Below are 23,384 nucleotides of genomic sequence, written 5' to 3' on the forward strand. Positions count from 1 at the left end.
TTTCAGCCTAGACTACTGGTTATCAACCATTCAGACTAGGAAGGATTAGATATCCCTCTACTTCATTGCCAAACGCTTCGTAGCGATTAGCGAGGTAAAAACAACCGACGATCGCTGAAGTAATTGCATCCAGTTCGTCATGAGAAACTCCTTTCTGATCGAATAAGCCGCTTAAGCCAAAGCTTTGTAATCCGTTTACCAGGAGGGGAATGCTTTTACTTTTTCGAGGAATTCCTAACACATCCTGGGCACCTCCCGGATAGCTTTCGATGACGGTAAATCCTCTTTTCCTAAATTCAGCAGCCAGTAGCATGCCCCGTTCCGTCAGCTTCTGCATACTTCGAATCAGGCACGGATAAGATCTTATTCCCCGTTTTAACAGGGTTCGCTCGCATTCCCGCTGGATACCAAATGCCTGACGACCTGGATCCGTATCGTACACGCTGAGCCGGCCTGCTGGCAGGGATAGTGGCGCATCGATAGAAATGACGGCTGGCTTTTGTCCAATCGTTGTCTCGATTAACTCAAGATCAGTAGAAATGGTCCGGGTAGCCACTATCCCGTTCGTCAACGTAGCCCAGCCGCTCTTCTTTTTCTCGGAGCCCGTAAGGTCAATTCCAACTACCGTCTTATTATGTATTTCGGCTAAGTCAGAATAGAAAACGCCCGGTTTCTTTGCAGGCTCGTATGTTTCCATCGAAAATGAGCGTCTACTGATGAATACCAATTTTAGGCCAGTCGTTTATTGACTTCAACATCGCCATTGTTAATCCTAACTGTGTTCAGATGGCATGGCTACGCTTACCACTTTGCGTAAGCCAGCGCTCCCACAACCTTAATACCTGCTACACGTGAAAACGGAGATGAAAATTTTCACTTATCCGGATTGTAAGGCTTTCCGGTACGTATCGATAGCTCGTTGGCGAGAGGAGGCAAAGTCAATTATCGGCTTTGTATAGTCCGGTGTGCCATATTCGGGTACCCACTGGCGAATATAGTCGGCATGAGGATCGAACTTTTTAGCTTGCGAGATAGGATTAAATACCCGAAAAAACGGCGAAGCATCATTGCCTGAACCCGCTACCCACTGCCAATTGCCGTTGTTTGCCGACAAATCGTAGTCACGCAACTTCTGAGCGAAATAAGCCTCTCCAATCCGCCAGTCAACCAGCAGGTTTTTTACCAGAAAACTGGCGGCATTCAACCGGGCGCGATTAGGCAACCAGCCCGTCTGATTCAGTTGCCGCATGCCGGCATCCACCAACGCATACCCCGTTTGCCCTTGCTGCCAGCGCACAATGTCTTCCTCACGATTCAGCCAGGGTATGGCTTCGTAGGCCGGTCGGAAGGGTTTATGTTCTACATGGGGAAAGTGATCCAGAATCTGAAAATAAAAGTCTCGCCAGATTAGCTCGGTCAGAAACCGATCACTTTCCGCCAGCGCCTGTCGAACCAGCTTCCGAAAACTGACGGTACCAAAGCGTAGGTGGATGCTTAACTTCGTTGTGCCGGGTAGGGCCAGTTTGTCCCGGTCACGGGCGTAATGGTGCAGCAAGGTGTCCGTAACATGGTCCGGTGGAAAGTTCTCCTTGACGGCCTTAAACTGCATGGCCGATAAGCTGGGGATGGATCGGGCCGAGCATTTATGAAAGTGCGAAAAATAACGACCTGTTGGATAAGACCGAACATGAAAGTCTGTCATCGTTGCTTTCCATTTCCGTTGGTAAGCCCCAAAAACGGTGTAGGGAGTCCCTTTTCCAGTTAGAATTTCGTCGCCCTCGAAAATAGTTTGATCCTTATACGTATGAAACCCAATTCCTTTTTCAGCCAACATCTGGCTTATCTGCTTATCCCGCCCTTTAGCGTACGTTTCGTAGTCGGTATTGGTGAAAACGCCGGCTACTGGCATGGTTTCGAGTATCTGTTGCCACACCGCAAGAGGTTCACCGTAGTACACCAAAAGGGTTGATCCCATAGCAACGAGCTGCGCATGGAGTCGATGCAGCTGCTGATGAATAAAACTCACCCGCCGATCCTGCCGATCCTCCAGTGGGTCCAGAATCAGGCGATCAAAAATAAAAACGGGTAAGACAGCTTGCCCACTTTTGAGGGCATGATACAACGCTGCGTTATCCTCCAGACGCAGATCGCGCCGAAGCCAGCACAGCGATAGGGGTTGGTCGGTTAAATTAGCCATTTGTTTAAGCAAAAACGATTGGTAGCCAGCGGTGCACACCCCTGACAAATTAAATCAGGCGTTGCCGCCATTGATATCAAGCAGACTGCCCGTTAGGTATGAACCATCATTCGGGGCGAATTCCTTGGGCTGACCAGATCGTTGCAGCATAAGGTAGTTAATTTCGTTTTTTAGTTATCACTCGATTAATCCATCCTTATGTCAAAGAAGAATGTTTTAATACCAGGCTAGCTTTACACAAAGGGGTGCAAATGAAGTGGACAGTTGAGATTGTCGACCCCAATCAGATACTTAATGGTTACTGGGTCATTGATGAAGCGGCTATCAAAGCAGACATTACCAATGGCATTTGGCAACTATCGGGTGTGCCCAATTATCACGTTTCGTCAGCACTAAAACGGGCGTTAGGGAGCGTATTCAACAAGGGTCTTTCTATCCTGTAAAGTCAGCGCAAGTTGATTACAGCTAGTAGTCGATGTATCCAATACAAGCCCACTGCAAATCAATGAGCCGTCGCATCGAAAAAGCGCGACATGGGGCCCAGCGAAACAACGACCACACCCGTATACGGCATACACAGTTTGACCCTGATAAGTACCCTGGACGATGCTGGAACCCAAATTATCATTCTGATTTAGCTTTTTAAGCCAGGGCAGATCCTGAAGGGGATTAGTTACACCACAGGTATTGGGAATAAGCTCATCTTGATGACAAGACACCAGCAGAAGAAGTAGACATAACCATTTCATCGTATTGTCTTTTAGGGAGTAAGACCCCGTGATAGCTCCACGGGTTGGATATCAAAGCAGCGACTGTCTTCAGGCAACAACATTATGATGTGGGCTGTTGCTGATACTGGCAAATTTTCAGCAGTCATCGCAACATTATAGAAACGAAAGGCGAAAATTAGCTCCATTTTATCAATAGACTTTCGGATAATCTATCTTTGGCAATCAGCAAAAGTTCGTATTTTTAGCATAGTAGCTTATAGCGTTGATTCTGCGTGCAAACAATAATCTCGGTCGATCCACAACGGGCTAAACCAGACGACAAATGGTTTCGGATCATTGGTGTGCCGGTGGCGGTTTTACCATTTGTGTACTTCTACATACGTGAGTACAGCTTTGCCTGGCCACTGGTATGGCTGACCTTCAGCTGGGGACTGGTAACGACTGGCGTTGTGTGGGAGTTATTACGCTGGTGGGTGTTCCAGGCACGAGCCAACTATTTTCAAATTGACAATACCGGCCGGCGTGTTCTGCTTACGTTTGTTGGTTATGCGGTGCTGACTGCTCTGATGCAGCCTATCGAGACCTGGGGCCTCAGCCAAATTGACCCAACGGGCCTGGTTAAACCGCCAACAATTCGCGTATACGTGACGCATATCGTCATGGCTATTTCGTTTGCCTTTATTGTTGGGGGCGTCTATGAAGTAATTTACTACCTAAAACTGTATCGATTAGCTCTAACGGATGCCGAAGCGCTCAAGAAGGCGAAAATGCAGACGGAATTAGATGCCCTACGCCAGCAAGTCAATCCACACTTTCTGTTCAACAGCCTCAATTCGCTCACTGCACTGATCAGCGAAGATCCGCAGAAAGCCGAACTGTTCAGCGAGGAATTGAGTTCGGTGTACCGGTATTTGCTCCGCTGTAACGATTCTCCACTGGTACCTCTGTCGGCGGAGCTGGACTTTCTTAACTCCTACTATCACCTGCTTAAAACCCGCCACGGCGATTCGCTTATCTTAACAACGCATGTTCTGCCCGGCAACGAACACCGGCAACTTCCCCCCCTGACGCTCCAGTTGCTGATTGAGAACGCCGTCAAGCACAACATTGTACTACCCGAGCAGCCGTTGACCATCTACCTGTATGCCAACCAGGACAATCAGTTGATTGTCACCAACAACATACAGCGCAAGCCCACACGGGCGCTGAGCAACGGTATAGGCCTGAGCAACATTATCTCCAAATACCAGATGCTGGGTCGACCCGCTCCCGTTATTGAGGACACGGGTAGCGAATTTCGCGTTACCTTACCCTTGTTGTAAGAGCTATTCGGTAATTTTTTGCTCCTGCTCGCCCACCCAGACCGATAGTTAGGTGTACTCGTGTACTCATCCAACTATCCTAGTCCTACAGGAAACGCAGCTTGATCGTCGCCCTCTCATTTTACAGGCAAAATGAAAGCCCCACGCTATAGCTTATAGGTGGGGCAGATGACTAGTCCGTTTCAAATCCTTTCGGAATTTTCAGGCTGATATTACTGCGCTCAAAATGATCTTTTGCCAGCTTAAGGCTCAGAAATAACTCACTCTCTAGCTTACTCAGACCATTATAAAGGGTATACATGTGCTTACTCCTACCCTTCACTTTCGTACTATAAATAGCTTTAATCTTATCTTTCGCTAACACTTGGTCGGCTGTGGCATAATACACCACATCACCGACAAACATCTCGAACATATAGGATAGAAAACCAGGGAATCTTTCAACCAGTATTCTATAAGAAAAACAATACAATCTACAGGTTAATTCAGCTTTTAAGCAAAAAATCAACTTTTTTCAAGAATACTAGTTGCATTATACCTGGAAGTCGCCATACTGATTACCACTCTTCATTTGAGTTTACGTCTGCTAATATTCCCGAACCAATTAGCGTATAGTCGTCAAATCCATCATCAGGTTTTCGCCCCTTTAGCACGAATTCAGTGAAAATTCTGTCTCGAAACCGTTTCTTTTTGATCCGGTCTTCCTGCGTATACCCAACAGCACTCATCTGAGTAAGCCGTTCCGCCTGTTTAGCTGAGTAGTAAAAATCATATTGTTGCGCCGTTGTTTGAGTGCGCAGGGAGCTATCGCTATGCACCTGAGAAACGGCTTGATTTGGCAAAGGTATCTGCGCAAACGCAACAGATGTGAGCAGAAAGCATAGGATAAATTTCATAACGAACTCGTGTTGATAAGGAATTGATTCCGACCCAATTTGGCCGTTTTTTATACCGGCTTAGTGCCAGCCTCAACCTATCCTGCACGAGAGATTAATTAGCCAACCCTATATAGGTAACAGATTCGGGCTGATTTAGGCACTGGACAAACGTAAATACCTTAAGACTAGAGCCCTATCAACTTAAATTGTGAGGGTAGTGACCAAAAAGAAATAACGAACTTAGCAATAGTGTCAGCGTCAACAAATTAAAAGATGCCATTCATGATAAATGCAAAGGCAATCAAATACTTACGCTTTCTCAAGCATGATTTGTGTTATATCCTCGTAGCAGCTTTGCCAGGCTTGCCGGACTTGCTCATTCCATTCTTTACCCAACCCCTGTTCAAGTGTCCAGATTCCGAAACGGTGTCTGTACGTGCTATCCAGCTTCGTGTTTTCTGATAGGCAATCAAACTATCCAGCACCAAACTAACGCCAACGAAGCCAAACACAGCTAACCTTTAGCGGTAATACCATCAGTGGTATTGCTTCTCAGGTGGGTAGTTTTCCTCTCATTCTCACAGCTACTGATCCAGACGGCCTTTCAGCTCAGGCAAACTTCACTCTAACTATTACACGTCTGCTGTTGGAGCGCGCCAGGCAGCTAGTGAACCGATGGAATACGCGACTAAACTGGATGTGGTCGTTCTAGGGAATCCGCTGACAAACGATGAAATAGACATTGAGATTCGGGGTGCAGAAGGTCAGTCCTTATCGCTGGTAGTAGTCAATGCGCAGGGGTATTTGATCGCCAAACGCAGGATTGAACAGGCGAAGGCAACCGAGCAGCACAAAATCAATGTAAGTCAACAACCGGCGGGCGTACTGTTGCTACGGGTCAGTAGTTTACGAGGTAATAAGACCGTCCGAATTAGTAAACCATAAAGCAAACGTAATCCCTGGCTCTGTTAACGGAGCCAGGGATTAGCCTCTAAAAGGGATGCCATACAGAATCACGTTATTGGCATGACACTCACTAATCTACTCAGTGGGACTCTTAACTGCTGGCCTATCCTGCTCAACGGAAAACGAAAAAGTTTATCCAAACCTCTCTCTAAAATCAGGCATTGAGTCGTTAGCTACTATTTCGAGAGAATTTCCCCCGAATGTCGAAGGAGCCATCTTACACTAAAAGGTAGAAGTAGAACTCCCTACCCCATTGTGATCCGTCTATACGCCCCAGCTCATTATTTATAGCTCAATTCAATCGAATGATTTCCGCCGGGTATATCCTTTACCAGAACGTATTGACTATTACGCACTGTTTCGAGCGTCGACGCACTTGCTTTACCATCAATTGTCAGTCTTTTTAAGCGCTTGCCTGCTGGCAGAAGCTGGCGGAGATTATATTGTTTAGACGCTCCGTCAATGGTCAGCTTAATGGTTTTGCGTTGCGGGCTGTGCTGATAATCGTAATGCACAAATTTTCCCGATGGGCCATACGCAATCGTTATATCCGCTTCATTTTTACCAGTGGCCAACCACCGGGGAGCCAGTTCAACCTGCTCGAACGAATGGCCCAGATCGACTACACCCGCCAATCCTTCAATCATCGCACTCATAATAGCCGCTTGCCCCCAGTTATCGGGAATGCCTTCATCAACCGTACCATCGGGTTTATAGGATACAGGAAGTTTGCCGCCGTGTTTTTCATTGAGTTTGATCATGCGTTTCAGAATATCGACGCCGTATTCTTCAAAACCGTGCTGAAAAGCAGCTTTGGCCAATTCTCCGCCGACAATCGTATTGACGCCCCCGTTCATGTAAGAACCCGGCAGGTAATCCGCATAACTGGGCTCTACGGGCGGGTAAACGCCGAACCATTCCGCAAACGAATTTTCTACATTTTTACCTTTCAGCCCCTGATACGTTTGAATAATTGACTGAGCCATATCACCTGTCGGTAATCCCCGGTTGATGTCATACGGATTCGACAAGCTCAGCGTGTTTTTCTGATCCATTTTTAGATAAGAAGGGATAGGATCATCCGCAACAAAGTGCGCGTAGTATTTCCCATTCCAGCAAAGGTCATTCGTGCGTTTGCGAATGCCATCGGCCTGCTCCGCCCAGTACGTTGCTTTGGCAGAATTCCCTAAAGCCGTATAAAGTTGAGCCAGTTGCCGACAGGCCGCATACGTACCGCTATTGTCACCATGCATAATACCCATTGGCGTATTCTCATCAATGTTGAAAATGCCGGTCTGTACGTCTTTGCCCTGTTTTACGTACTCCGCCCGCGTGGTTGGTAACTGCATAAAATCCCACGTATCGAGGGTGTATCCCCGTTTCACCAACTGGTATTTTTTCGACCAACGTAGCGGATCAGTCATGGAATACCGAATCCCTTTCTCCATTCGGGGAATCCAGGTTTTGATGTACGACGTATCGCCGGTTGCCTGCCAGATGTAATGCCCGCCTTCCACCATAAGGTATTCCAAATCGGCCTCAACCGGCAGTCGGTGCATTTGAATGGTATCTCGGGCAAATACTTTCCAGTATCGCTTCTCGAACAGGTTGAGCCGGTGATTTTCGCGCGCCACCATGGGGTAGTAATAATCAAAATACAAACCCTCGGACGTTTGCTGCTCAATGAAAAATTGCCAGAACGTACTGATATCCGGCTCCAGGTATTTCATGGCTTTCATTACATGCACGTGATCCCGAATCCATTGCACAAACTGTTTTCGTTCCTTGCCGCCAAAGTGAACCGTTTTTCGGTATTGAGTATGAATAAGTTGATCTTTCAGGCTGTTGAAGAACGTACCATATTCATCCGTCCCTTTGCCAAATTGAGTTGGCTGCTGGCCAAAACTGGTAGATAAACAATTAATAATAAATGCAGAAAGTAGAAGGGCTTTACAAAGCGATTTCATAGTTCTTAATGGACTATAAATGAATGAGCGGCAAGTAAGATGATTCCGGTCAGGTCATTGTCCTGCTTTGTCGATAGTCAGGATAAAGCAGGACAAGTAAGCCAAACTGGACACGTTGTTTGCAAAAGGAATCTTATGAATCGGATGAATACGTTCGCTTTTGTTGTTAAAAAATACGTTCTGCTGCTCGGCATGGCGGTTACGTGCTATGTCACTTATGCTCAGTCTGCTACCTCAAATAATGCTACTGAAACGGCAAAATTACCTCTGGCAAGTGATCGGGCTGAGATACAGCAGTTAGTTGCTCATGTACGGACGCTGGCGGCAAACGAGAAAAATCCACTATTGAAACGCCATTTCGAGTCGGTTATACTAATAAGCCTCGATTCGACGCACGGGTTACGCCCTGACGATAAACAGGTTAAAGCCGCTATTGGTACGTTGGCCTTTTTTCAGAGCGAAGGGGCCAGATGGAAAACGTACCTTCAGGGAACAAGACCGCTTATTATGGCTTTCAAATCCAGGGCCGATGGAAAAAATAGTTATTACTGGTTATTTCTGCCAAAGGGTTTTGCCGCTAAGAAAACTGATTTTCCATTTTACGTAGAGCTGCATGGCAGCGGTGGAGGAACGAATAACCCGCCCTGGCACATGCTTTATGACTATTTACAACCAAAAGCTGCGGGTGCTACGGCACAAATGAGCCGCCGGGAAGGGTTCATGATTTTGCCCTGGGGACGGGGTGATAAAGGCTATCGCGACGTAGCGGAAACCGACATTTTTGAATGTCTACAGGATTTTGATAAGCAATTTAAAACCGATCCGAAACGGCAGTATCTCTATGGTTTTTCGATGGGGGGCGGTGGTACGTTCCGCATCGCTCAGAAGACACTGAACCGTTGGGCCGCTGTCGGACTGTATTCGGCAGCACTCGGCAAAAACGTGACCTATGATGATGCCGCCAAGTTTAAAAATATGCCGGTCTGGATGGTTTGGGGTGAAAAGGAATGGCTGAACGTAGAGAATCGTAAACTAAAAGATGACTTTCTGAAGGCGGGCGTAAAGCTGTGGTGGAAAGAAATCGAGGGCGTTGAACACAGTTACCTTGGCGAATATCAGGAACAGTTGATGGATTGGTTAAAGACCAAAACGAAATGACGGCGAATCGAAGTAGTCAATTACAGATGAGGTTTATCTACATTGTAATCTTATTTTTTTGCTGTCAATCGCTGCTGGCTCAGTCGCCCAAATCAGCTGATATCAAGCCGTTTAACGGCCGGCCAACGCTGTTTGTGAACGGAAAAGCTCAGGCATCCGCGTTTTACGCGCTGACTCATGCTTACGGAGGACGGTGGTCGTGGGAGGAAGTGCCTGCCCGAAATTTGAATAACTTCTGTCAGATTGGCTTTCGGCTGTTTCAAGTCGACTTGTGGTTCGAAGATATCTGGTACAAAAACGCCGATACACTTGATATTCGAAAGGCGCAACGCCAAATACGGGGTGTCCTCGACCAGTGTCCGGATGCGGGTGTCGTGCTACGTATCCACGTCAATGCGCCTTTCTGGTGGAACAAGGCACACCCGGAAGAATGCACGCAATACGCTGATACGCCGGTCGATACAACATTGTTGGCAGGACCGCCGTATCACAACGAAGAACACGACATTCATGCAGCTTTACGAGCCAGTCTGGCATCAACGCGCTGGCAGCAGGAATCCGGTCAGAAATTAGTTGAACTGTGCCAAAAACTTTCGAAAACGCCTGAAGGCAACGCCTTGATCGGTATGCACGTAGCAGGCGGCATTTACGGCGAATGGCATTATTGGGGCTTTATCGAACACGACCCCGATACCGGTCCGGCCATGACGAATTACTTTCGCAATTGGCTGAAGACCAAATACAAAACGGTTTCTGCGCTTCAAAAAGCCTGGCAATCGCCAAACGCTACGTTCGAGAATGCAATAGTGCCGAATGTAACGGAGCGTCTCAAAACGCAAGACGGTTTTTTCAAAGACCCCGTTCAGGACCAACGTACCATCGATTACTTCACCGCGCAGCAGCAAGTCGTGGCTGACGATGCTATTTATTTCTGCCGATTGGCAAAAGAGAACTGGCCAAGGCCGCTAGTTACGGGCATTTTCTACGGTTACCTGCACATGACGTTCAATCGCCAAACCGTTGGTGGTCATCTGTTTATACAGCAAGTTCTCGATAGTCCTTACATCGACTATTTATCGGCTCCACAAACGTACTGGCCCGACAGCCGAAAAGCGGGTGGTTCCGGCAATTCGCGCGGAATCATCGAATCGACCCTGCTGCACGGCAAACTCTGGTTCGACGAAATCGACAACGGTTATTTGTACAAAAATGATTTTGAGAACATTCGCTATACGTCACGATTCGACACTACGTATGCGAACATCATGAAGCGGTGTGCGCTATTGCCCCTGATGCGTGGCATTGGCTTCTGGTTTTATGATTTTGGTCCACAGAAAGGCTTCGGCTGGTGGGACGATCCAAAGTATCTGGCCGCTATGAAAGCCGAAAAAGAGCTGTTTGAGAAGCGACTTGCCGTTCCGTATCATTCTGAAGCTGATGTGCTCTATGTCTGGAGTCAGGATGTGTTTTATTACCTGAAATCAGCCCCGTTGCCCATCACTGTAAACGTATTGGATCACTCCATTGAGCAGGCCATGCGTTCCGGCGCAGTCGGCGATCATGTCTATGATTTCGATCTGAGTCGGGTCAATCTGGCGCAGTATAAAGCTGTGGTTTTCATGAATGTGTACAAGCTGACGGATGCGCAGCGAACCTACATTCAAAACAACGTAGCGAAAGGCGGACGTACCATCGTCTGGAATTATTTGACGGGTTATACGAATGGCGAACGACTCGATTTAGCCTTCGTGAAATCACTGACGGGCATGAATCTGGAACGTATTGACGGCAAACAAACACCGGCCGTTACGTTCCTAAAACCGGCTTATGATTATAAATTCAGCGGTCCCGTTGAGCCGCTCATCACCATAAATGATAAATCTGCCGAGCCATTGGCTGAGTTACAGACGAGCAGGCAGGTCATTATGGCTCGCAAAAAAACGAAGGATTTCACGTCGATTTTCTGCGGAGTGCCACTCAACGGAACCGATGGCTTTCGGGAAATTTTCCGGAAGGCGGGTTGCCATATTTACAACGAACGTAACGATTTCACCTATGCAAATTCTGGACTGTTGTTGCTGCATACCAAAGATGGCGGCATGCGAACGCTACGGCTGAAAAGTGGAAAATCGGTAACGATTCCGCTGGAACGCGGATCTACCTTACTTTTAGATGCCCAAACGGGTGACATTGTCTTAAAATAAGGTATGCCATGACTCGAATTACTAAACTCATTTTCGGCGTAGTCACACTAATTGGCCTTGCAGCCTTTAGCCGGATTCCGGTCAAGGACGTAGCGCCCTCACAGCCAAACATTATTATCATTTTCTCCGACGACCACGCGCTGAAAGCCATCAGTGCGTACGGTAGTCCGTATATCAAAACGCCAAACATCGACCGGATTGGGCGCGAAGGAGCCGTGTTCGAAAACATGTTCTGCACCAACTCGATTTGTGCGCCCAGCCGTGCTACGTTGTTGACGGGAAAATACAGCCATATGAACGGCCATCGCGACAATCAGGGAACGTTCGACGCCAGTCAGGCTATGTTTCCGAAATACCTGCAACAGGCTGGCTATCAAACGGCATGGATTGGAAAATGGCACCTGAAAGCTACTCCTCAATATTTCGATTTCTGGGAAGTCGTACCCGGCCAGGGGCTGTACTACAATCCGAATTTCATTCAAATGGATGGCAAAACCGTTCGGAAAGAGGGCTACGCGACGAACGTAATTACCGACGATGCACTGAACTGGCTCGACAGCGGTCGCGATACGTCGAAACCGTTCTGCCTGGTCATTGGTCACAAAGCGCCCCACCGCGAATGGCAACCCGACACCACAGATTTACACGCGTTTGATGGCAAAACGTTTCCGATGCCAGCTACTTTTTACGATACGTACGAAGGTCGTAAAGCCGCTCAGCATCAGGATATGCAGATTGCCACGCCCACCATGCGGCTCGGCCTCGATTTGAAAGTTGACATCGATACCATGCCGATTATCAAACGCATGAATCCGGCTCAACTCAAGGCATGGAAAGCGTACTATGATCCAATCAACAAGGCTTTTAAAGAGCAAAATCTGACGGGTAAAGCGCTGGACAACTGGAAGTTTCAACGCTACATGCACGATTATCTGGCCTGTATTTTATCCGTCGACCGGAACGTAGGGCGTGTGCTGGATTATCTGGATAAGCACGGCATGAAGGAGAACACGCTGATTATGTATTCGTCGGATCAGGGATTTTATCTGGGCGAACACGGCTGGTTCGACAAGCGGTTTATGTACGAAGAATCGCTTCATATGCCGTTACTGGTCCGTTATCCGCCTAAACTCAAACCCGGAACCCGGACCAAACAGTTGTTCGTCAATACCGATTTCGCACCGACGATTCTGCAAACGGCGGGCGTATCGATCCCCGCCGACATGCAGGGAAAATCGTTTCTGCCCTTGCCTAAACCTGCCGAATCGCGAAAAGCCATTTACTATCACTATTACGAATACCCTTACGACCACCGCGTGATGGCGCATTTTGGTATTCGGACGGAGCGCTACAAACTGATTTATTTCTACGGAAACGGCGAATCCTGGGAATTTTTCGATCTAAAAAATGACCCTGACGAAATGAAAAATGATTACGCCAATCCTAAAAATGGGGCAATTATCAGTCAGTTAAAACGAGACTTAAAAAAGCTGACACAGGAATATAAAGACACGGAAGCCACCGATATGCTGGCGAAAGAGGGTGTATGAAGAGAGGAATATCGATAGGTGTTATCGTAGCTGTATGCATTGGTTTTGGGTTCGTCAGTATATTGCCTGAACACGATCCACGGGCAGCGCTGGCAACGATGCAGGTGCCCAACCGGTTTATGGTTCAGCAGTTTGCCGCCGAACCGCTGGTGACGAATCCGACCAATATGGACGTGGATGAACGCGGACGCGTTTGGGTAACCGAATCGCATAACTACGACGTAGCACCCGCTGAATTCGACAAAAAAGGCGATAAGGTTGTTATTCTGGAAGACGTAAACGGCGATGGTCGGGCCGATAAACGTACCGTTTTCTTTGAGCATCCGGGCATGAAATCGCCAATGGGTTTGCTGCTGGCCGAAGATCGCGTATATCTGGCGCAGGCTCCGTACATGCTAATGCTGTTCGATACCAATCACGACGATCATGCCGACCGTATCGATACGTTGTTTTCAGGTTTTGGCCAGCGCGACCACGGCATCCACGCACCTTTCTGGGGACCCGACGGTAAACTCTATTTTTCGATGGGAAACAACGGTGGTGAGGTGCGCGACAGGCATGGGAAACCTGTCCTCGACGTAGCAGGCAATCCCGTACATGGCAAAGGGGCTCCATATCGTAACGGCCTGATTCTACGCTGTAATCCCGATGGTAGCCATTTGGAAACCATCGCCCATAACTTTCGCAATCACTACGAGCCCACGCTGGATTCGTTCGGCAATCTTTGGGTGTCGGACAATGACGACGACGGCAACCAATCCGTTCGTATTGATTACGTAATGGAATACGGCAACTACGGTTTCGCCGATGAAATGACCGGAGCCGCCTGGACCGCGTCGCGCACCAATCTGGAGAAAACCGTTCCCGAACGACACTGGCATCAGAACGACCCTGGCGTTATTCCAACCATGCTGATTACGGGTGCTGGTTCGCCAGCGGGTTTGTGCGTGTACGAGGGCAGTCAGTTTCCAGCTTTGTATCAAAATCAGCTGCTTCACGCAGAAGCGTTATACAATGTAGTACGGTCTTACACAACGCAAAAACAGGGTGCTGGCTATAAAGCCACTATTCATAACGTATTGAAAAGCAGCCAGCAGTGGTTCCGTCCTGTCGATGTGAGTGTGGCTCCCGATGGCTCAGCGATGGTAGCCGACTGGTACGACCCCGGCATCGGCGGAGGCACTGCCGCTGATGCGAATAAGGGGCGAATCTACCGGGTTAGTTATGGCGGTAAAGCAACGTATCATTCACCGAAACTTCGCTTCGATACGCCCGAATCCGCTACCGAAGCGCTGAAAAATCCGAATTGGGCTGCGCGTCGGAAAGCCTGGGCAAGTCTGCAAAAAATGGGTAGTAAAGCCGAAACTAGTTTGCAAAAACTGTATCAATCGACGAATCTGGTTTGGCGAGCACGGGCATTGTGGCTACTATCACAATTGCCCTCAACGGGAGATTCTTATCTAAAACAAGCATTACGTGACGCAAACCCTGATATACGTATCGCAGCTTTGCGAGCGGCTCGGCAACTGACAAACTTTCCCTTTTCGTTGTGTGCCGCGTTAGCGAATGATCCGGCCCCCGAAGTTCGTCGGGAGTGGGCCATTGCGCTACGTTTCTTCAAAACACCAGAAGCCGCTGAGTCGTGGGCAAGGCTGGCAATGCAGCATACGGGCAACGACCGCTGGTATCTGGAAGCCCTCGGCATTGGCTCCGACCTAAACGCCGATGCTTGTTTCGACGCCTGGCAACGGAAAGTTGGAGAAAGCTGGAATACTCCGGCTGGGCGTGATATTGTCTGGCGCATTCGTTCGGCAAAGGCCTTGCCATTGCTGGGGCAACTTATCCGACAAACCCCCAACGTAGCCGAAACGCTACGTTATTTTCGAGCCTTCGATTTTCACCGATCGGGTAGCAAAAAAGACGTATTACTTTCGTTGCTTAGCGATCCACGTTCTGATATTCAACGGCTGGCGCTGGAGCACATGGATGGAAGCAACGTAGTACGTAACGAAACGCTGAATCGGGCGCTCGAGACGGCGTTGGCAACGGCAGGACAAACCGAAAGCTACGTCCATCTGGTCGAAAAATTTCACCTGACTGATAAACGGGATCAACTACTCAATCTGGTACGTTGCTGTGCCTCTCAACAGGTCGGTGTTGAAGCCATGCAACTGCTATGGAAATTCGGTGAGAAAGAATTTATACGACAGCAACTGCATGTTGATACAACTGCTGAAGCGATCATGACAGCACTCAAAGGCAATGGAAGCCCTGATGCACTAGCATTATTAAGTGGAATAATGCTGGACGATTCACGCCCAATAGAACTTCGCAAAACAGCGACGCGCTTGCTGGGAAGTAGTTGGGTTGGTGAAAGTACCTTGCTTGATGAAGTGAAGAAAAAAGCGTTTCCAGACGTGTTGAAACCGACCGCCAGCAGCGTATTATTTAGCGCTTACCGAAACGAAATCAAACGCGAAGCCGCTGATTATCTGCCCAAACCTGCCGGCAAAAACGGCGAACCCTTACCACCTGTGTACCTGCTCGTTCACGAAAACGGCGTTGCCAGTAAAGGGAAAACGATTTTTGCGCAAAACTGCCAGCCTTGCCATCGCGTGCAGCAATCCGGCGCGTTGTTCGGCCCTGAATTATCGAAAATTGGCGCGAAACTCTCCAAAGAAAGCTTATTCCGCGCCATTCTCTACCCTGACGAAGGGATTAATTACGGCTACGAAACGTATCAGATTCACACCCGAGATGGTGGCCAGCTAATGGGTCTTCTCGATAGTGAATCGAGTAATGAAGTAGTTTTAAAGCTACCGGGTGGCGTTAAACAGACGATACGTAAAGCCGATGTCCAGTCGAAAGTCAAAGCGCCCCAATCCATGATGCCGCCCTTTGGCGAAGCGCTTTCAAAACAGGAACTGGTCGACTTAGTAACGTATTTATCAACGTTGAAGTGATTAGCTCTCAAGATTTCGCTAAAAACTCCTGCGGGGCTTTGCCAAACTCTTTTTTAAAACAGCGACTGAAGTAGGCGGGATCATTAAAACCAACCTGCCAGGCTACTTCCGATACATTGTAATGTCCGCTTTCCAAGAGTTGAACGGCTCGTTTCAGACGTACCTGCCGAATAAATTCCGCTCCCGATACGTTCAGAACACTTTTTAATTTCCGATAAAGTTGCATCCGGCTCATGTTCATCGCTTCTTCCAGTTGCTCTACGTCGAAATGGGCGTCATCGATGTGGGATTCGATGATGGCAACGGCTTTCTGGACGAACAGCTCTTCCAGCGGTGGCAATTGGATATCAGATGGAGAAGCCAGTATTTTCTTTTGCCAGGTTTCACGCAACAACTGTCGATTTCGAATCAGGCTTTTGATTTTCGTTTCCAGAATCGACAGGTTAAACGGCTTAGTCATGTAATCATCGATCCCCGTTCCAAAGGCCATAATCTGACTCTGGTTAGCCGCCCGTGATGTCAGTAGCAGAAATGGAATATGGCTCGTTTTTTCGTTGGATCGGATTGCCTGACACAGCTCAGTCCCGTCTAGTTCGGGTCCAGAGTGGATGGTCCCGGCCTGGACGGGCATGAGCCAATCTGACAGAATCAGATCGGGAATGTGCTTCTGTGCCAGCGAAATAGCCTGCTGGCCGTTGGCTGCGGTTAGTACGTGATACATTCCTGAAAAGCTTTCTTTCAGATACTGCCGAAGTTCCTCATTGTCTTCAACCACCAGCAAAATCGGTAAAGCTTTGGTGGGTAACGTAGTGACTTGCTCGGGCAACGTAGTGGGTAGCAATGGCTGAATTGCTTCCGTAGGCAACTCCGTTGTTTGTGAAAGCCATTCCGGCGGAAAAGCCTGCATACCGAGTGGCAACGTAACAGTGAACGTAGTGCCCACGTTTTCTGCACTTTCGACGGTGATGCTCCCTTTGTGCAATTCAACTAGTTCGCGGGTAAGGGCCAGTCCAATGCCGCTACCCGTTTTCTTTTGCGTATGCTGTTCGGCCACCTGATAAAACCGCTCGAAAATATGCATCTGCGCTTCCGGAGAGATACCAATTCCTGTATCGGTAACGGTAATACGTACACTTTTTTCGGCTGGAATTAACATCAGGTTAACTCGTATTTCTCCATTCTGTGGGGTAAACTTGAACGCATTTGAGAGGAGATTATAAATGACTTTCTCAACAATATCGGCATCGAAATACCCATCGAACGTATCGAAATTACTTCTGAACGACAGTGTGATGCGTTTACTCTCAGCCAGTTCATCGAAATAATGAACGATACGTTCGACAAACGGCACAATATCGTTGCGGCTAATATCGGGCAACAAACTCTGACTTTCCAGCTTCGATAAATCCAATAACTGATTGATTAGACGTAGCAATCGCTGGGCGTTGCGTTGAATAGTCTGGAATTGGTGCTGAAGTCGGTCGCCAAAAGTAGGTTCTGAAATGAGTTTATCTAAAGGTGTCAGAATCAGCGTCAATGGCGTCCTGAATTCGTGTGAAATATTCGTAAAGAAACTGGTTTTGGCATCATCGAGCGCTTTAATGGAATCGGCTTCCAATTGCTTGATCCGTATATCGGCTTTTAACTGCTCCCGAATTTTTACAATTCGGCGGAAGGCCAGCAGTGCGCTCACTAATAGCAATCCATACAACAGATACGCCCACCACGTCCGATACCAGGGCGGCAACACGGTTATCTGCACCGCTTTCGGCTGACTCCACGCACTATTGCCAATGGCCGCTTTGACCAGAAACTGATAATCGCCTTCGCGCAGGTTTGTATATGTAGCGGATCGCTGTGAACCAACGTAGTTCCAATCAGTGTCGAAACCTACCAGTTGATACGCATACCGAATGTTGCGATGCGGCAGAAACGACAAAGCTGTAAAATCGATAGTAAAAACCGACTGAAAAGGACGGAAAACTAATTTCGTTACGTCGGTCATATCCAGATGCGTCGGTGCATCAGTATCAGTTGGATTGGTGGGGCGGTTAAAGAGCTTTAAGTCAGAAAGATAGGCGGATGGCGGGGTTGTTTTCGCCCGAACGCGCTTTGGATAAAAAACAACCAATCCCTGCATGTTTCCGAATGCCAACTCGCCCGACGGGAGTCGTGTGCAGGCATCGGGTAAAAACTCTTTACCAATCAGTCCGTCGCTCTGGTCGTAATTTTCGATGGCATGCGTTGTCGGGTTGAAACACGAAATGCCGCCGTTGGTCGATAGCCAAAGATTATGCTGCTCATCGCCAATAATTCCCGCAATGAAGTTGTTTGCCAGACCACTTTTTGTTGTCCATGACTGAAATGTTTCGGTACGGGCATCGAATAACTGAAGCCCATTGCCGTTCGTACCAATCCAGAGTCGTTTTTGCTCGTCTTCATAGAGAGACGTAATGCTGTTACTGCCCAGCGTAGCCGGTTTATCACTAGCTGAAAAATGACGAACCTGCCCTGTTTTTCGATTCCAGCGTAGTAGGCCGGAATTGTATGTGCCGATCCACAGATTCCCTGCCGCATCTTCAAGCAATACGTTGAGGTCAAACTTTTGAAAAATCTGCGCTAACGCACTCGTCCTTACGGGCGTTAATTGACCAGTCTTTTCATCGAACAGATACAGTTCCCGTTCATGACTCCCAACCCAGATACGTCCATCTTGAGAAGCCGTAAACGCCTTCACCGACTTACTTTTGCCCGGCAACAAAAACGACGTAAAGCGATTATGATCAGGGTTATATAGTGAAAATCCAGCCGTCCAGGTGCTGATCAGTACGTTGCCTGTTGGCGTTCGGAACAGTACGTTAACATCGTTGGCTTTCAACGGGGAATTGGCCGACGTAAACCGGCGAAATTGTTGTCGGTTAGGCGAGATGGCCGTTAATCCTTTGATGGAACTTGCCCAAAGATTTCCTGATCGATCGTACGTAACAGCCGTAACCCGGTCGGCCAGCAAACTCTGCGGATTGTGGGGTTCATGCCGAAACGAACTGAACCGCTCGGGCTGGGCGTAGCGAATGTTAAGGCCGCCTTGCCAGGAACCAATCCAGAGATTGCCATCGGCATCGCAAAGCCCTCGTTTTAAGGCGTGTGTACTGAGACTGTGACTATCTTCGCTGTCGGGCAATAAGTATAGTTTCCGATCAGAATTTCCATGCGGGTAGAACCATGCCCCGTAATCGGTCAATACCCATAGATTTCCCGATTTATCATCGACAATATCGGTGATGACATTGACCGTTTCATAGACACCCGACTTAATAAATTCCTGCCGAAATTGCTTCGAATCGGGCTCAAACTGAAATAGCCCACGCCCATTTGTGCCCACCCAAAACCGACCCAAATGGTCCTTTTTGATGACATTAATAGAACGGTGATGCGCTGCTACGTCGGCTGTAAAGGGGATGGAATATAACTCCAATTCGCCCGTTCCAGGGTTAAATTCCAGTACGGTACCCTGGTTTTTGCCAATCCACATTTGCCCGGCTTCACCCCGATACAACGCCGTAACCGACGTACCGATTCGACCATCAGAATAGTGACTTACTTTTTGCGTAGCATAATCATAATAGAATAACCCCTTTTCTGCCGTACCGATCCAAAGCCGATTATCGGCTTCCGCAAAACAGGAAATGCTTACTTGACTTTCATCTTCCCCTGGCGCTAGCAGCGGAAAATGATCAAATGTTTCGCCATCGGGACGAAGCCGACAGAGGCCATTGTTACGTGGACCTACCCAAATCGTGTTATGCTGGTCGGCGTAAAGGGCTGCGATGTTGCTGATGGGCAAACTATTCTTCTGGCCCGGCTGTCGACGAAAGACTTTAAAACTGTAGCCGTCGTATCGGTTAAGTCCATCAGACGTCGCCATCCAGATAAACCCTTTTTTATCCTGCACAATCGCCCATACCGTACTCTGCGACAAGCCATCAGCCGTAGTCAGGTGCTCAAACGGGACCTGGCTGTAAGCATGTATGCTCAGAAAAAGAAAAATGACAAGTGGCTTAAGTATGTGCATACCTATGACAGAATAGGACAAAGGTATCTTTTAATGATACCAATTTTCGTGTCAGGAAGCTAAATATTATCCCAACGACACGTATGAATCAACCCTACTCTATTTCCAGAAATCTGGTAATGGCGGTGATTTTGCTACTCAGTTTCAGTAGCGCCTACGCGCAAACCCGAACCATAAAAGGGAAGGTTCTTGACGCGGGCAACAACACGCCCTTGCCGGGTGCCAACATCGTCATAGCCGGTTCGGTACAGGGCACAACCAGTGATGCCAACGGTAATTTCAGTCTGTCGGCACCTAATTCGGCACAGCAATTCGTCGTCTCCTTTGTCGGCTACGTTAAAAAAGAAGTCCCCATTACCAACGCCAGCGATTATACCGTTTCGTTGAGCGCCGAAGAAGGTTCGCTGAGCGAAGTGGTCGTAATTGGGTATGGCTCGCGGGAGAAAAAAGATTTGACGGGAGCCATCTCGACAGTTTCATCCAAAGAAATCAGCAAGAGCGTTGCGCAGGCACCCGAGTTGGCCATGCAGGGCCGGATGGCGGGTGTATACGTATCGACACCGGGCGGTAGTCCGTTGGCTCGTCCGCAGGTACGCATTCGTGGGGTTAGTACATTCGGGAACGCGGAGCCGCTCTACGTAGTGGATGGCATTCCGCTGACGGAGTATGGTTCGGGAACCGACAATGCCAGTGGTTCGGTCACGCGCGACATTCGGGGAAATGTGAACGTATTATCGATGATTAACCCCAACGATATTGAGTCGATGTCGGTGCTGAAAGATGCGTCGGCAGCCGCTATTTATGGTGTACGGGCCGCAAACGGTGTGGTCCTGATTACGACTAAGAAAGGAGCTCGTGGTGCGCCAAAAGTCGACGTATCCGTTTCACACAGCATTCAGAACGTAACGAAGAAGCTGAGCATGCTGGACGTACCGCAATTTGTGTCGCTCTACCGCGAGGCTTACGCCAATAATCCCAACGAAGCCAAGAACTTACCCGCACAATTCGACCCTACCAATGCGGCCTATTTAGGTAACAAACCCACCACTGATTGGCAAACCCCGTTGTTGAATAAAAACGCCCCAAACACAGATTATAGCCTTCGGATTTCGGGTGGTAATGATGCCACACGTTATTACGTGTCGGCAGGCTACACAAATACCGAAGGGCCACTGATCCAGAACAATTTAAAGCGCTACTCGCTGGCTACAAACGTCGATACGAAAGTATCGAAATACCTGTCAACGGGGTTAACGTATCGGTTGGCTTATTCGGAAGCGGTTGACAATACGCCCAGTGCCTTGCAATACGCGGCTGAAACGTCGCCCTGGCAGCAGATTTACGATCCAAACGGTCCATTGGGGTATGCGCCTTCGGTAAACCTGACGTTTAAGCCAAATCCCGAATTAGGAACGCCCGTTACGTCGCGGCCGCAGTATTTGCCCTCGATTCCGCCCTTCGTGGTCGATGCCACTACGTTGTTGTGGGGGCCGGAAACGAATAACAACCTTTACGGTATGGTCGCTACGTCCGACCGGACCTACACGTTGTTGCGGAATATCGGCACCGCCTTTGTGCAGGTTGAGCCGGTTTTAGGGCTGAAATTCAAAGGCACACTCAGCGTAGACTGGTATTATAACCGACGTAACGACTGGACAGCGGTCAATAATTATCTTTTCCTGCAAAATCCGGGAAATCCGTATTCTGTGGGCGATGGTACGTCGAAAGGAACGTATGGCGAACGACATTCGCGCAATGCCAACATTGTTAAAGAATTCAGCATCAATTACACAAAGTCGTTTGGCGATCACAATGTCGATGTGCTGCTGAACGCGATGGATCAGAAATACACCTATGAGTTTTTGCAGGGGGGCGCGTCGCAGATTCAGTATGCACAGCTGGAATTTCGCAGCCTGACCAACATACAGCCTTACACCAATGTCAGTTCGTTTCGTGACCAAAACGCGTTGCAGGGATATCTGGGTCGGGTGAGCTACAACTATGCCAGCCGGTACTACGTCGATGCGACGGTACGTCGGGATGGGGCATCGCGGTTTGCACCGGGTTACAAATGGGGTACGTTCCCGGCGATTTCGCTGGCCTGGCGGATTAGTGCTGAGCCGTTTATGAAAACCGCTACGTTTATCGACGACCTGAAAATTCGTGGAGGTTGGGGAAAATTGGGTAATCAGGAAACCCGTTCGTTTGCGTATCTCTCGCTCGTTTCCGATGCGCCCGATTATGCGCTGGGTTCGGGAAATGGAAACGGGATCGGTACGTTGCTGAACGGTACGTCACTGCCCGATTTTCCGGTGCAGGATTTGACGTGGGAAATCGGCAAAACGACCAGTTTAGGTGTTGACGGATCGTTCCTAAAAGGAAAACTGACGGCTACGGTCGAATACTATAACCGTCTGACATCCGGCATTTTACAGGCTGCGAACTTGGCCGCCAGCGTGGGTAATCAGAACCAGCCGATCCTGAACATTGCGTCGGTGCGTAACAGCGGGATGGAGTTTCAACTTGGCTATAATGGTACGGTTGGCAAAGACTTCCGATACAACATTTCCGGTAACCTGACTACCGTAAAAAACCGCGTTGAATCGACATTCCAGAACCTGCCCTTTGGCAACGAGTACGGACGTATCGAAGTGGGTCAGCCGATGAACTACCTCTGGGGGTATAAGAAAGGTGGAATCTTCCAGAACCAGGCCGAAATAGATGCCTGGAAAGCGAAGAATTCGGATGCCATCAACAACAACAATTTCGCGCCGGGAGACATGTACTTCCAGGACGTCTATGGCGATCCGAAAGATGCTGGTCAGCTACGTTCGGAAACGCCTGATGGCAAAGTGAATACCAACGACCGGACGTTCCTGGGCAGCAGCATTCCAGGATACTACTACGGATTTAATCTAGGCGGCAGTTTTAAAGGTTTTGACCTGTCGATTTTCTTCCAGGGTGTTGGCGATGTGTATCGCTACAATAGCTGGCGAGCTGCCGGAGAAAACATGAGTGGTGCGGGCAGTAACCAATGGACGACAACGCTAAACCGCTGGACGGCACAAAATCCATCGACCACAATGCCCCGCGCCGTTCGTTCGGACCCCGCCGGAAATAATCGTTTTTCGGATCGTTTCGTCGAAAGTGCCGCGTTTCTGCGGCTGAAAAACGTGCAGCTTGGTTACTCACTGCCCGCTTCACTGACTCGCTCGCTTGGCTTCGTGAATGGGCTGCGGGCTTATGTAGGCGCTACGAACCTGTTCGTCGTCACACCTTGGACAGGCCTTGATCCTGAAGATGTTGACCGGGGCGGCACTGATTTGATTCCGCCGGTACGTTCGATCACGATGGGTATTTCGGCCACTTTCTAATT

14 protein-coding genes are annotated in these 23,384 nt (G+C 48.7%); 8 read left to right on the plus strand and 6 right to left on the minus strand.

The annotated features are described in order from the left end of the window. Positions 1–22: 22 nt before the first annotated feature. Both ACYVE4_RS19190 and ACYVE4_RS19195 read right to left on the minus strand, forming a co-directional pair. On the minus strand, positions 23–697 hold the full coding sequence (locus ACYVE4_RS19190) for a DUF429 domain-containing protein (protein WP_461041814.1): 675 nt from the start codon (positions 695–697) through the stop codon (positions 23–25). Between the two features lie 180 nt (positions 698–877). After that, entirely contained in the window at positions 878–2,197 is a 1,320-nt protein-coding gene (locus ACYVE4_RS19195) for a cryptochrome/photolyase family protein (protein ID WP_461041815.1), read from the minus strand. 251 nt (positions 2,198–2,448) lie between these two features. On the opposite strand from ACYVE4_RS19195, the gene ACYVE4_RS19200 reads away from it, so the two are divergent. Both ACYVE4_RS19200 and ACYVE4_RS19205 read left to right on the plus strand, forming a co-directional pair. Next, positions 2,449–2,640, plus strand: coding sequence for a hypothetical protein (locus ACYVE4_RS19200; RefSeq protein ID WP_461041816.1), 192 nt, complete (start codon positions 2,449–2,451; stop codon positions 2,638–2,640). A 560-nt stretch (positions 2,641–3,200) separates the two neighbouring features. After that, complete coding sequence (locus ACYVE4_RS19205) at positions 3,201–4,250, plus strand: sensor histidine kinase (protein WP_461041817.1); 1,050 nt, start codon at positions 3,201–3,203, stop codon at positions 4,248–4,250. A 172-nt stretch (positions 4,251–4,422) separates the two neighbouring features. On the opposite strand, the gene ACYVE4_RS19210 is transcribed toward ACYVE4_RS19205, so the two are convergent. Both ACYVE4_RS19210 and ACYVE4_RS19215 read right to left on the minus strand, forming a co-directional pair. Beyond that, entirely contained in the window at positions 4,423–4,665 is a 243-nt protein-coding gene (locus ACYVE4_RS19210; RefSeq protein WP_461041818.1) for a hypothetical protein, read from the minus strand. Between the two features lie 142 nt (positions 4,666–4,807). After that, positions 4,808–5,146 (minus strand): hypothetical protein, encoded by a 339-nt coding sequence (locus ACYVE4_RS19215; protein WP_461041819.1) that lies wholly within the window; start codon positions 5,144–5,146, stop codon positions 4,808–4,810. A 657-nt stretch (positions 5,147–5,803) separates the two neighbouring features. Here ACYVE4_RS19215 and ACYVE4_RS19220 point away from each other — a divergent pair. Next, positions 5,804–6,073 (plus strand): T9SS type A sorting domain-containing protein, encoded by a 270-nt coding sequence (locus tag ACYVE4_RS19220; protein WP_461041820.1) that lies wholly within the window; start codon positions 5,804–5,806, stop codon positions 6,071–6,073. A gap of 302 nt (positions 6,074–6,375) precedes the next feature. On the opposite strand, the gene ACYVE4_RS19225 is transcribed toward ACYVE4_RS19220, so the two are convergent. After that, positions 6,376–8,061 carry a glucosidase family protein gene (locus tag ACYVE4_RS19225; protein ID WP_461041821.1) on the minus strand — a complete coding sequence of 562 codons (1,686 nt, stop codon included), beginning with the start codon at positions 8,059–8,061 and terminating at the stop codon, positions 6,376–6,378. A gap of 135 nt (positions 8,062–8,196) precedes the next feature. Here ACYVE4_RS19225 and ACYVE4_RS19230 point away from each other — a divergent pair, with 135 nt between their 5' ends. From ACYVE4_RS19230 to ACYVE4_RS19245, 4 genes are read left to right on the plus strand one after another with little or no spacing between them, the layout of a single operon-like run. Then, a complete protein-coding gene (locus ACYVE4_RS19230; protein ID WP_461041822.1) occupies positions 8,197–9,219 on the plus strand; it encodes a hypothetical protein in 1,023 nt (340 codons plus the stop codon). Further along, positions 9,216–11,423 carry a hypothetical protein gene (locus ACYVE4_RS19235; protein WP_461041823.1) on the plus strand — a complete coding sequence of 736 codons (2,208 nt, stop codon included), beginning with the start codon at positions 9,216–9,218 and terminating at the stop codon, positions 11,421–11,423. Before ACYVE4_RS19230 ends, ACYVE4_RS19235 begins: the two co-directional genes overlap by 4 nt. An 8-nt stretch (positions 11,424–11,431) precedes the next feature. Further along, positions 11,432–12,973 carry a sulfatase family protein gene (locus ACYVE4_RS19240; protein WP_461041824.1) on the plus strand — a complete coding sequence of 514 codons (1,542 nt, stop codon included), beginning with the start codon at positions 11,432–11,434 and terminating at the stop codon, positions 12,971–12,973. Next, complete coding sequence (locus ACYVE4_RS19245; protein WP_461041825.1) at positions 12,970–15,936, plus strand: PVC-type heme-binding CxxCH protein; 2,967 nt, start codon at positions 12,970–12,972, stop codon at positions 15,934–15,936. Before ACYVE4_RS19240 ends, ACYVE4_RS19245 begins: the two co-directional genes overlap by 4 nt. 7 nt (positions 15,937–15,943) lie before the next feature. Here the strand turns inward: ACYVE4_RS19245 and ACYVE4_RS19250 are convergent, their stop codons facing one another. Next, entirely contained in the window at positions 15,944–20,008 is a 4,065-nt protein-coding gene (locus ACYVE4_RS19250; RefSeq protein ID WP_461041826.1) for a two-component regulator propeller domain-containing protein, read from the minus strand. 83 nt (positions 20,009–20,091) lie between these two features. Here ACYVE4_RS19250 and ACYVE4_RS19255 point away from each other — a divergent pair, with 83 nt between their 5' ends. Next, positions 20,092–23,382: a SusC/RagA family TonB-linked outer membrane protein gene (locus ACYVE4_RS19255; protein ID WP_461041827.1), complete on the plus strand. Its 3,291-nt coding sequence runs from the start codon at positions 20,092–20,094 to the stop codon at positions 23,380–23,382. The last annotated feature ends 2 nt before the right edge of the window (positions 23,383–23,384 follow it).

This window comes from Spirosoma harenae (assembly GCF_054776975.1).